Origin of the sequence: Flavobacterium psychrotrophum, from assembly GCF_003403075.1 — a bacterium.
Classification (GTDB): Bacteria; Bacteroidota; Bacteroidia; order Flavobacteriales; family Flavobacteriaceae; genus Flavobacterium; species Flavobacterium psychrotrophum.
Window position 1 is genome coordinate 4,667,186 of the sequence record NZ_CP031557.1, and the last position, 12,006, is coordinate 4,679,191.

The 12,006-nt window shown below is 41.8% G+C and carries 10 protein-coding genes and 2 tRNA genes; 3 read left to right on the top strand and 9 right to left on the bottom strand.

Features of this window, described 5'->3' with window-relative positions; genetic code table 11:
* Positions 1 to 8: 8 nt before the first annotated feature.
* From DYH63_RS20320 to DYH63_RS20335, 4 genes are all read right to left on the bottom strand, one after another.
* A complete protein-coding gene (locus tag DYH63_RS20320; protein WP_116790538.1) occupies positions 9 to 614 on the bottom strand; it encodes a GAF domain-containing protein in 606 nt (201 codons plus the stop codon).
* A gap of 114 nt (positions 615 to 728) precedes the next feature.
* Entirely contained in the window at positions 729 to 1,148 is a 420-nt protein-coding gene (locus DYH63_RS20325) for a GNAT family N-acetyltransferase (protein WP_116790539.1), read from the bottom strand.
* 85 nt (positions 1,149 to 1,233) lie between these two features.
* Positions 1,234 to 1,452 (bottom strand): hypothetical protein, encoded by a 219-nt coding sequence (locus DYH63_RS20330; RefSeq protein ID WP_116790540.1) that lies wholly within the window; start codon positions 1,450 to 1,452, stop codon positions 1,234 to 1,236.
* A 36-nt stretch (positions 1,453 to 1,488) separates the two neighbouring features.
* Positions 1,489 to 3,021: a GH3 auxin-responsive promoter family protein gene (locus DYH63_RS20335; RefSeq protein WP_116790541.1), complete on the bottom strand. Its 1,533-nt coding sequence runs from the start codon at positions 3,019 to 3,021 to the stop codon at positions 1,489 to 1,491.
* Positions 3,022 to 3,062: 41 nt separating this feature from the next.
* Here DYH63_RS20335 and DYH63_RS20340 point away from each other — a divergent pair, with 41 nt between their 5' ends.
* The gene (locus DYH63_RS20340; protein WP_116790542.1) at positions 3,063 to 3,857 is read left to right on the top strand and encodes a DUF2797 domain-containing protein; all 795 of its coding nucleotides are present in this window, start codon (positions 3,063 to 3,065) and stop codon (positions 3,855 to 3,857) included.
* A gap of 52 nt (positions 3,858 to 3,909) precedes the next feature.
* Here DYH63_RS20340 and DYH63_RS20345 read toward each other — a convergent pair whose 3' ends face one another.
* The 3 genes from DYH63_RS20345 to DYH63_RS20355 form a co-directional block, all read right to left on the bottom strand.
* Positions 3,910 to 5,301: a T9SS type A sorting domain-containing protein gene (locus DYH63_RS20345; protein ID WP_116790543.1), complete on the bottom strand. Its 1,392-nt coding sequence runs from the start codon at positions 5,299 to 5,301 to the stop codon at positions 3,910 to 3,912.
* 150 nt (positions 5,302 to 5,451) lie between these two features.
* Complete coding sequence (locus DYH63_RS20350; protein ID WP_116790544.1) at positions 5,452 to 6,135, bottom strand: LytR/AlgR family response regulator transcription factor; 684 nt, start codon at positions 6,133 to 6,135, stop codon at positions 5,452 to 5,454.
* A complete protein-coding gene (locus DYH63_RS20355; RefSeq protein WP_116790545.1) occupies positions 6,132 to 7,196 on the bottom strand; it encodes a sensor histidine kinase in 1,065 nt (354 codons plus the stop codon). Before DYH63_RS20355 ends, DYH63_RS20350 begins: the two co-directional genes overlap by 4 nt.
* Before the next feature lie 153 nt (positions 7,197 to 7,349).
* Between DYH63_RS20355 and DYH63_RS20360 the strand changes: the two genes are divergently transcribed.
* Positions 7,350 to 10,733 (top strand): FIDD domain-containing protein, encoded by a 3,384-nt coding sequence (locus tag DYH63_RS20360; protein ID WP_116790546.1) that lies wholly within the window; start codon positions 7,350 to 7,352, stop codon positions 10,731 to 10,733.
* A 136-nt stretch (positions 10,734 to 10,869) separates the two neighbouring features.
* Here DYH63_RS20360 and DYH63_RS20365 read toward each other — a convergent pair.
* A tRNA-Leu gene (locus tag DYH63_RS20365) sits at positions 10,870 to 10,951 on the bottom strand.
* A gap of 321 nt (positions 10,952 to 11,272) precedes the next feature.
* Here DYH63_RS20365 and DYH63_RS20370 point away from each other — a divergent pair.
* Positions 11,273 to 11,755 carry an anthrone oxygenase family protein gene (locus tag DYH63_RS20370; protein WP_116790547.1) on the top strand — a complete coding sequence of 161 codons (483 nt, stop codon included), beginning with the start codon at positions 11,273 to 11,275 and terminating at the stop codon, positions 11,753 to 11,755.
* A gap of 63 nt (positions 11,756 to 11,818) precedes the next feature.
* On the opposite strand, the gene DYH63_RS20375 is transcribed toward DYH63_RS20370, so the two are convergent.
* Positions 11,819 to 11,900, bottom strand: a tRNA-Leu gene (locus DYH63_RS20375).
* Positions 11,901 to 12,006 lie beyond the last annotated feature (106 nt).

The window sequence follows — 12,006 nt, forward strand, 5'->3', positions numbered from 1 at the left end:
TACTTATGTTACTTCACTTTTTTTAAAGCCTCAGCTACCCTAGCTGCAACAATACTATCCAGGTTTTTAGATTTTACCTCAAGAAGTTCTTTTTGCAGGTGCAGTTCGGCAGTAGCCTTGCGGTGTTCTAAAAGGTTCATAACCTGGCGTGCCAGTATTTTTAGGGCTTCTAGCTGTTTGTCAGTAAGTACACGGGGTTTGGTGTCTACCACACAAAACGAACCCAGGCCATATCCGTTACCGGATACAAGCGGGATGCCGGCATAAAAAACAATTTTGGGCTCATCAGTTACAAAAGGGTTGTTTTTAAAGCGGTCGTCTTCGCGGGAGTCTTCTACAATAAAAGGTTCTTCGGGGGTAAGAATTGCGTGAGAGCAAAACGAATACTGGCGGTGGGTTTCTTCGGCATCAAGGCCATAGCTCGACTTAAACCACTGCCTGTCCTGATCTACCATACTGATGAGTGCCATAGGAGCATCGCAAATTATGGCAGCAAGAGTGGTAAGATCGTCGTAATCTTTTTCATTAAGGGTGTCAAGTATGTTATAGCTTCTTAACTCCTTAATTCGTTTCCGTTCGTTCTCAGGATCCTGTCCGTAATTCTTAGCATTCATGTATCAAACGTACTAAAAAAATCTCAAATCTCTTAAAATTTAGAATATAATTGACAGTTTGCGCACGACGAACGGCGCTTTAGTTACGTTGTGATAATTGATGTTACAAAGATATTACAGGGTTTTCGAAAAATAAATTCTCCTGTGTCCCAACGGAAAATCTTTAATTTCTCCAACAGCGGTATAGCCATGTTTCAGGTAAAATGCTTCGGCCTGAAAACTAAATGTATCCAGCATAGCAATAGTTGCGCCTTTTTGGCGGGCTGCGTTTTCGGCGTGTTGCAAAAGCCTGCCTCCAATACCGCTGCCCCGATGTGTTTCGGCCACCCACAGTATGCGTATTTCAAAACCGTTCCACGCTCCTATGCCGCCCAGCAGTCCGCCAATAAGGGTGTCGTTATCATCTTTTACAGAAAATTCAAGCGGTGTCCAAACTTCGGCAAGTGCCGCTACCTGCTGCTGATTGTAGCTGTTTATGCAATCGAGTATCGTTTTTATATCTTCTTTGTGGCTTTGAATGATGTTAAAAGGCATAGGGTAAGGTTTATGCAAAAATAGTGATTACGGTAAAACAAAAAGCAGCCGTTATCCGGCTGCTTTGTAATGCGTCTTAAGATTGTTAAGCGTTTTGCTTAGTCTCTTTAGTTATTGTTTTTACAGGTGCTTTTTGTGTTTCTACAATACATCGGCGGCCACTGCAACCATAGCGTGGTGTAGAACTACAGCTTGCCATAAGTAGTAACCCTGCTCCTAAAATCATCATGTACTTTCTTTTCATCATCATCTTCGCTTTAGTAATTTCTTTTAGTTGTACAGTACTAAGCAAAGGTAATGCCAAAAGGGTCAGTGTGTTGTAAATCTGTGTGTTAAAGTTTTAGGCGAGCATGCTGTCTTCCTTTTGTAATGCCTTTAGCTGCTCAAGGTAGGTGCGCTCGTTGCTTAGCCTTGGTATCTTGTGCTGTCCGCCCAGTTTGTCCTGTTCTTTTAGCCAGTCATAAAATAATTTAGGACGGGCCACATTAAGCACCAGTTTGTTTAGCGTCATGCTGTTGTAGCGCTTGGCTTCATAATCGCTGTTTACGCTTTGCAATGCTTCATCAAGATGGGTGCGGAAAGCCTCAGGATCCTGCGGGTGGCAGCTAAATTCTACAATCCATTCATGTGCGCCTTTTTCGCGGCCTTCCATGAAAATAGGGGCTACGGTATAATCAAGCACTTCTGCGCCGGTAAGTTTGCAGGCCTTGGCTATGGCTTTATCTGTATTTTCTACCATCAGTTCTTCGCCAAATACATTAATATGGTGCTTGGTGCGGCCACTTACCCGTATGCGATAAGGGCTAAGGGAAGTAAACCTTACAGTATCGCCCACCATATATCGCCATAAGCCACCGTTAGTAGTAAGTACTACGGCATAATTTTTATTGAGTTCTACCTCACTTAGCGGAATAACGCGCTGGCGGTCTGTGCCAAAGGTATCCATAGGGATAAACTCATAAAAAATACCGTAGTCCAGCATTAGCAGCAACTCATTACTGTCGTTACTGTCCTGAATGGCAAAAAAGCCTTCGCTGGCATTGTATATTTCGTAGTATTTAAAATCAGGTTTAGGTAATATGTTCTGGTACTGGGTACGGTAGGGTTCAAAACTTACCCCACCATGAAAATATACCTCAAGGTTAGGCCATATTTCGAGCAGGTTGGTTTTGCCTGTTTGCTCCATTATGCGGTTTAGTAAAACCATCATCCAACTGGGTACGCCTGCAAAACTGGTAACATTTTCATTAACCGTTTCGCTTACTATGGCGGCAAGCTTGCTCTCCCATTCTCCCATAAGCGATACGCGGCTGCTTGGGGTACTGCTTAGTTCTGCCCAAAAAGGCATGTTATCTATCAGTATGGCAGAGAGGTCGCCAAAAACGGTGTTCTTGTCTTCATACAACTGCTTGCTGCCACCCAGTCGCAGGCTCTTGCCGGTAAATAGTTGAGAACCTTCGTTGTTGTTCAGGTAAAGGCATAACAGGTCTTTACTGCCTTTGTAATGGCAGTCTTCTAAAGCTTCGCTGCTTACAGGTATAAATTTGCTTTTGGCATTTGTAGTACCGCTGGATTTTGCGAAGAATTTTATGGGGCTGGGCCAAAAAACATTTTGCTCTCCCTGTCGGGTCTGCTCTATCATGGGTTCCAGGTCTTCGTAAGTAGAAACCGGTACGCGGCGGGCAAAAGTGGCATAATTTTTAATGGATGCAAAATCGTATTTCTTGCCAATTACCGTGTTTTCTGCCGTATCTAACAGGTTGTGCAGCAATTCTTCCTGCACTTCGTTAGGGTATTTTAAAAAAAGCTCCATGTCGTGGATGCGCTTTTTAAGTATCCATGAAGCTATTGAATTTATGATGGGCAAAGCCATATTTTAGTATCTTTAGTGCCCTAAATATACTAAATTTTTTCATGCGATACGAAGGCGTACTTACAAAAATGCAAACAGAGCTGGGCAGCCCAATACAATACTACCTGGTGTTTGAAGATAGTTTTATACACATGAATCAGCTGCTGGGCAGGGGTATGGAGATAAACTTCAGGGGATTTCAGTGCCTTAACTGTGGCAAGAAAAAAAAGATATGGCGCATGGGTTTTTGCTACGACTGTTTTTACAGCATACCCAGCGCAGGCGACTGGATAATGCGCCCGGAGTTAAGCACCGCCCACCTGGGTATTGCAGACCGCGACCTTGCTTATGAGCAGCGTGTGCAGTTACAGCCACATGTGGTGTACCTGGCGGCAAGCAGCGACCTGAAAGTAGGGGTAACCCGAAAAACGCAGGTGCCTACCCGATGGATAGACCAGGGTGCGAGTTATGCCACCCCTCTTATTGAGGTGCCTAACCGCTATCTTGCAGGTATTACTGAGGTAGCGCTTAAAAATTATTTTTCTGATAAGATTAACTGGAAAAAAATGTTGGTTAATGATGTAGCGCCTATTGACCTGCTAGCGCGCCGTAACGAAACCAAGGCACTGCTGCCCGATGAAGTGCGTGATTATTTTGATGCCACTGCAGAAAAACTTTACACGTTAGATTACCCTGTTTTAGAATATCCTAAAAAAATAAATAGCCTCAACCTGGGTACTACGCCTAATTATAGTGGTAAGCTGGCCGGTATAAAAGGGCAGTACCTTATTTTTGAAGATGGCACGGTACTCAATGTACGGTCTTATGAGGGTTTTGTAGTAGAAATAAATATATAAAAAAACGGAGGCCTTTTTAGAGCCTCCGTTTTTTTATGATGATTAAGCCAGATTATTGCTTAACAAATTTAAGTGTCTTAGACTGGTTTCCTTTGCTAACTTTTACAAAGTAGATGCCTGTGCTGTAGCCCGAAGTATTTACAGTAAGATTTGCAGTGCCTTTTACAGCAATAGTGCTTACCTGCTGGCCAAGGCTGTTGTAAACGGTAAAGCTATCCGGCAGGTCGCCGTTAGCTATTGCTATGTTAACAACACTTGTAGCCGGGTTAGGGTACAGGTTAATGCCGTTTAAATAATCAAAATCTTGTATACCTGCCGGTGTTTGGCATACTGTAGATGTTTTTAATTCTTTTCTGCGCACGGCATTATTCATAACCGCTATCATCCTGTTTTTTTGATTTTGGGTAAATATGCTCATACATTGGTCATCTGTATATTCCATGTAATTTTCTATCATATCGTTACCCGGGCTGTTAGGGCAGGAATTTGTAGTCGTACAGCCATAGTTATAACGCTTAGTGGCTGGTGTATCTGGGCAATAGTCTTTATTAGAGTCTGTGGCGTTTACAATACATGACTGGAAATCATCACCACATACGTGCAATAATCCAAGGCAGTGGCCAATTTCGTGTGTGGCAGTACGTCCAAACTGATAAGGATTTTGACTTACGCTGCCGCCATAATTTCCTTGCGGATAAATGGCAGACGAACCAAAGTACTTATATCCTATAACTACACCATCGGTAGTAGAGCCACCATTAGGGCTTACGCCTGCTACACCAGATCCTGTTGGAAATTGTGCATAGCCTAACAAATCTGAGTTATTGCCAAAATCAACAGTCCAGATATTAAAATATTTCGTAGGGCTCCATATCGTAGCGGGTTTTACATCTCTATCAATATCGTCTGTAGACGGATAATTTGCAGTAGAAAGATTTACGCGGTCTATACCATTTGTAGCGCTGCCGGTAGGTGTTACCTTTGCCATGCAAAATTCTATTTCAACGTCGGCACCTACTGCGCTGGTATTGTACCCGGGGGTATCAAGCATTCTCCTGTAGTCCTGGTTAAGTACCGTAATTTGCGATAGTATTTGTGCATCAGAAATATTTTCATTGCGGCCTATAGCATCGCCATTGTGTATAACGTGCACCACAACAGGTATAGTAATTATAGCATTTACAGATTTCCCTGCCAGCCTCTTAGCCTGTACCTCGGCAACTTTAGGAGCCAGCCATGCTTCAAACTGTGCGCGGGTTTCGCGTTTAGGGTCTTGTTCCTGCAGGTATTCTTCATATTCTGTAGTAGCACAGCGTACCAGCCCATTTTCAGGATTTACGCTTTTTACAGTCCTTCCAAATGCCTTGGGTAACTGCTGCGCCTGTAATGCCATGCTAAAAGAGAAAATTGTTATAAAAACAGCTCTCATTGTAATTTTGTTCATCTTGTTATCAAGTTCAGGTAAAAATGTTAAAAAAGTGACGCAAGGTATTTAAATTCAGTCCAACAGGAAATATTTTTATGTTAAATTTTTAACATAAAAATATTTATTGAGTTGAATTTCAGTAAGATTGTTTTTGTGGCGTAACTTTTTTTAAAAGTACCTGGCTACACTATCTTTATAGGTATCTCCTACAGGAATTACAAAATCTTCTATCTGTATGGTTTTATTGTAAAGGCTTTTTACCTTTTGAAGCGGTATGATATAAGAGCGGTGCACCCTTAAAAAATCTGGTTGAGGCAGCTTTTCTAAAATTGCTTTCATAGACATACGTGCAGTAATGGCCGTTTTACCCTTAATGTGTATGCGTATATAATCATCCAGCCCTTCAATAAGCAGGATATCGTCAAAACTAAGGCGGTGCAGTTTATAATCTGCCCGTATAAGGAGGTAATTATCTGTGCCTTTGCCTTCACTGCGCACGCGTTGTTCTTTTACAGCCTTATCTGTAGCGGCTAAAAAACGTTCAAAAGAGAAAGGCTTTAGCAAATAATCTATAGCATTTACATTAAAGCCCTCTACGGCATATTCGCTATAGGCAGTAGTAAAAATAACCATGGTTTCTGGGCTGAGCATTTTGTAAAAATCCAGGCCGTTTTTTCCGGGCATTTGTATGTCCAGAAACAGCAGGTCTACTGGGTTTTTTTCGATATATGCAAGTGCCTCATCTGTTTTTGTAAAGCTTTTTGTAAGCTCCAGATAATCTACCTGCCCGCAAAAATGCGACACTACTTTTAGTGCCAGTGGCTCATCGTCTATTGCTATTGCTTTAATCATACAAGTGTTATGGTAAGTTGTACTTCAAACGTTTCGGGAGTATCAAAGATAGATAAATTGTGCTTGTCAGGATACAGGTATTGCAGCCTCATTCGTGTATTTTCTAAGCCGTGGCCGCTTTTTTCATCATAAGGAAGCGTAATGTTTACCTTGTTGTTTTTTACCCGTAGTGACAGGTGCTTTTCAGAAATTGCCAGATGCACTTCAATAGCCGATTTTTCTTCGGGGTTTAGCCCATACTTAAAGGCATTCTCTATAAAGGGTATCAATAATAAAGGCGATATGTATTTACCCCCTGTATCACCTTTAGTTGTAAAGTTTAGGCAGGTATTATCATCCATGCGAAGCTTTTGCAGGCTAATGTAATTCTGGATGTATTTTATTTCGTTTTCCAGTGCTACGTGTTCCCTGTCGCTCTCGGTTACCACATAGCGCATCATGCCACTAAGTTTGAGTATGGCCTCGGGTGCAGCTTCACTTTTTTCCAGGGCAAGCGCATAGAGGCTGTTTAGGGTATTAAACAAAAAATGCGGGTTTATTTGTGCCCTGAGATAACTTACCTGTGTTTTTAATTTTTCGCTCTCTATATCGCTTAGCCGCTGGTTTACGCGTAATAAAAATGATAAAGAAAATACAAGTAATACCTGTAACAACGACCCGCCAAATGCAAAGTGCATGAACGGAAACGGGCCACCGTTCCTGGGGTTAAAACCAGAGCCGGGCGGTGGCATGGGCATATCATCTTCCAGAGGGGTGCGGCCATGATAGCCTTTAAAGGGAATAAGGTAATGTGGCAGGTAAGCAATGATGCAAAAGCAAATTACAATGCTTATAACAAAGTAGAAATATTTTTTTGAAAAGTAAAACCTTGGAATGATGTACAGGTAGTTTACATAAAAAAAGCAAAGCAGCAGTACAAATTTAAAAAACGTTTGCCTAAAGGGGGCAAGCTTCATAAGTTCGGTATTGGTGTTAAAGTCAGGCGACGATAACACCGGGATGCTTATAAAGAGCAGGCAGCCCAAAATATGTAGTATGTAGTTTTGCGATTTTTTTGACATAAAAACTAGATAATATACAAAACTACTTAATATTAATAGAGTATTTGGGGTAATTGCGGTAAAGTATGCTTTTAAGGCGGTTAAATTTGTAAGCTTGTTTTAGTACTATGTGCTTAATTATCTTAAATTTGAAAACATTTTTTTTGTCAGAAATTGAAAAACACATATTACATCCTCTTTTTGCTCTTTTATATTTCGGGTTTTGCCCAAAAGGAAGCCAGTAACTGGTACTTTGGTATTAACGCGGGTTTGCATTTTAATGATGACGGCAGCGTAAGTGCGCTTGCAGGAGGAGAAATGCAAACCAATGAAGGTTGCAGTTCTATAAGTGATGCAGCTGGCAACCTGCTTTTTTATACCGATGGGCGTACCGTATGGGACAGAAACCACACAATAATGCCTAATGCTGATTATTTTGGCGGCACTGGCCTGCTGGGCGACCCCTCAAGTACACAATCGGCCATTATCGTACCTAAAAAGGGTGATCCTAATATTTATTATATTTTTACGGTAGACGAGCCTCATCATGTTAACGCATCGGTGTATCCTAACCGTTATTCAGGTCCTTATCAGGAAGGAACATCTGAAAATGGTGAAACGCAAAGCACACCCACAGCTGATGATGGGCTTAATAACGGGCTTAATTATAGTATTGTAGATTTATCTGTTACAAGCCCTGCCGGTAATATAGGCGATGTTACAACCCGAAATGTGCATTTATATACTTATGACCCTCTTATAACAGATGAGGCTAAGTACAAATGTTCTGAAAAAATTACTGCTGTAAAAAACAATAATGGTACAGGTTTTTGGGTAATAACCCAGTTTATAGATAAGTTTTATGCCTTTGAGGTTACTGCGGCCGGGGTAAATACTACGCCTGTTGTTAGCAGATTAAACCCGGTAGTGCCTGTTAGTGGCTACAGGCGTAATGCTGTAGGTTGCATAAAGGCATCGCCAAATGGTAATTATATTGCCATTGCCCATCAGCAGATAGGTAACCTGACCGGTCAATTTTCGGATGGTGGTAATGTGTACCTGTATGATTTTGATAAGGCCACGGGTATTTTATCTAATCCTCTAGCCATTATACAAGATGTAGCGGCATATGGAGTGGAGTTTTCTCCGAAAGAGAAAAAGTTATACGTTTCTTACCAGCAAATGGCAGGCGGCGGAGGACGTGAAGGCACCGTAATGCAGTACGATCTTTTAAATCCGGACATCCCTAATTCTGGTGTAGCAGTAGCAACAGGAAGATCTTCTACAACCTTGCAGCTTGGCCCTAACGGAAAAATATATAAAGCAATTAATGGCGGTACATCTCTGGATGTTATTAATAACCCCGAAGAAGATGGTGTAGCCTGCGGATATGCGCTTGCTACTGTACGGCTGCCTATAGATTCTAATAGTGTTTTTGGGCTGCCGCCCTTTATTACGTCATTATTTTCTGCCAGTATTGTTGCAGACCAGGTTTGCCTGGGGCAGCCTACAACATTTAAACTTCATGTAAATGGCGGATTTGACAGTATATCGTGGAACCTGGGCGACGGAAGCCCGGCTGTGTCGGTTAACGAACCAGTGCATACTTATGGCACTGCCGGTAATTATACCGTAACTGCTACGATTATTCATAATGCCGAAACAGAAGTTGTAACGCAGCAGGTAACCGTTACACCGGTGCCGGTGGCAAACGCCATTACCGATATAGTAATGTGCGATACTGACGCTAACCCGGCCGACGGCTTTGCAAGCTTTATACTAAGCAATGCCAAGCCTTCAATTTTAGGAACCCAGGGGCTAACCGGTTTTACAGTATCATACTACCTGACACAGGCCGATGCCGATGTTAACCGTGCGCCGCTTAATCCTAATGCTTATACAAATGTTAGTAACCCGCAAGCCATATTTGCACGGGTAATTAATAATGCTAATCCGCAATGTTTTGCTACCACCTCTTTTCAGTTAAAGGTTGTTGACGGGCCTTCGATTACAAATAAAGAATTTTTTGTTTGTGATGATGCTCAGGATGGCGACGATACAAACGGCAGGGCAACATTTAATCTTTCGGATATCGCTGCGCAAATGGTTTCTCAAAGTGGCTTTACAGTGGCGTGGTATGGCACACTTGCTAATGCTCAGGCAGGAATCAGTCCTTTGCCTCAAAATTTTTATAGCGGTACTGCTACGGTTTTTGCCAGCGTAAAGAGCGCTGCGGCGGCAGCCTGTAATTTTATTGAAGAAGTAAAGCTGAATGTTAGGTTACTGCCGCCAAATGTACAGAATACAGTACTTGCACAATGCGATGCGGGTATCAGTCCGGATGGCCTTACGGTATTTAACCTAACGCAGGCTAACCTACAGTTTACGGGTGGCGATGCACGTTACAGCGTGGTATATTATAGCGATATGACAGGTGCTCAGTCGGGCACGGGGGCGCTGGGTACGGTATATAGAAACACTACGCCTTTTAACCAAACCATTGTCGCAAAACTACAAGATGTAGCTACCGGCTGTTTCCGTTTACTACCGCTGGATTTGCAGGTTACTGTAAATGCGCTTACTCCTGTAAACCTTGGGCAGTGCGATGATAGTATCGAAGATGGCTATACACAATTTAATCTTGCTGATGCAGGATTTGGCCGTGGAGTAGACCCTGCAACCTATTATGCTACCGAAAATGATGCGCTTTTAGAGCAAAATGCAATAAGTTCAAACTTTACGAATACCACAGCTGGTGCACAAACAGTTTTTGCACGTGTAGAGAGTAATAACAGTTGCCTGGGTATAGGGCAGATAAACCTTAATGTATGGCCGCTTCCTAAAATTGTGGCCCAGGATACAGCTACGGTATGCCTTAATACCCGTGTTGATGTTACCTTATCTGCCGGTATAAGCGGTAGTCAATATTCTTATGTATGGTCTACCGGTGCTACAACCCGAGCCATCTTAGTTAACCAGCCGGGTAATTATACCGTTACCGTTACAGATAATTCGCATCCGCAATTGTGCAGTAAAGAACGTGTAATAACCGTTACTGCGGGTAACGTGGCAAAAATAACCGATGTAGTGGTAGCTGATTTAAGCGATAATAATACGGTAACCGTAGTGGCAGTGCCTGTTGGTGGTGCGCCGTCGGCCTATCTATACAGCCTTGATGCTCCAAATGGACCCTGGCAGGACAGCCCGTACTTTGAACACGTGCGCGAGGGCCTGCATACAGTATATGTTTACGAAACTAATGGTTGTGGTATTGTAAGCGAACGGGTAGGGGTACTGTCTATACCGGGCTATTTTACGCCAAATGCCGATGGTAAAAATGACTACTGGCGCATACCGGGGCTAAGTGGAGAAAACTATGTGGGCAGTAAAATTTTTATATACGACCGCTATGGTAAATTGCTAACATCAATTTTGCCGGATGGCGCTGGGTGGGATGGTACATTTAACGGTAACCCGCTACCTGCAACAGATTACTGGTATGTAATATCGTTAACCGATGGGCGCACCATAAAAGGGCATTTTAGCTTGTTGAGGTAAAGAGATACGATTTTGCATATATGGCTTCTTTTATAGAAGCCTTTTTTATTTATATAGGCAAAGGTTTTGTGATGCTATATTTTTACGATATATCGTAAAAATAAAAAAGCTCCTGATTTCTCAAAAGCTTTTTTTGTGCGGGTGAAAGGACTCGAACCTTCACACCGTGAGGCACCAGATCCTAAGTCTGGCGTGTCTACCAATTTCACCACACCCGCAGGCTGACTTAAAAACAAGTAGTTGTTTCAGTAAGTGGGTGCAAATATACAACTGTTTTTAATATTTGCAAGAAAAAAATAAGCTGCTTGCGTTTATTTGTTCAGATATATATAGGGTCGTATTTAACGGGTTGTATCTTAAGTTTTTATATTTAAGATGTTTGGAAATTGTAATATCATAGTGAAAAATCGTAATGTTTCAATTAAGTGGTTATATTTGAGTGTGTTACCGTATTGTTTTTTGTTTTTAAAAACCTAAATTAGTCCTGCATCAACGAATGTGATATGAAGTACCAGGTAATAATTTAACATCATCCCACTATGAAAAAAGTAATTGTTTTGGCATCTGTGTCCTTTGCAAGTGGTATTCTCTTTGTGAATATTTATAATTCTTTGGTTAATGCAGTTGCGGTTGAAAGTAATATTCCGGCATCGGTAATAGCTACAAGAGAATACTTCAAGACTGTAAATCCCGGCGATTTTTTTAAAATATTCTCTCCGCTTACACAGGTGTTGGCTCTGTTGGCGCTAATTGTGTTTTGGAGAAGGTCATCACAGGTGCGGTTATTTTTAGGACTGGCATTATTCTGCTATTTCTCGGCAGATGTATTTACGTTTATTTACTTTCACCCAAGAAACGATATAATGTTTGTTTCCCAAAAGATACCCGATACCGAAACGCTTAAGAGGTTAGCGGCAGAATGGAGTTCGATGAACTGGGTTAGGTCGCTTATCGTGTTTTTAGGTATTGTATTTTCATTTCTGGGTATTGATAAAATTTACAAGGCCAATCAAAGTGTTTGATTATGAAATTTACGATATATCGTAAAAATAAAAAAGCTCCTGATTTCTCAAGAGCTTTTGTTGTGCGGGTGAAAGGACTCGAACCTTCACACCGTGAGGCACCAGATCCTAAGTCTGGCGTGTCTACCAATTTCACCACACCCGCAGGTTTGATAATGACTGACAGTTTGTTTCAGTATTACGGGTGCAAATATACGTTGCTTTTTCAAACTTGCAAGTAAATTGAACAAAAAATAATTATTATTTTTTCA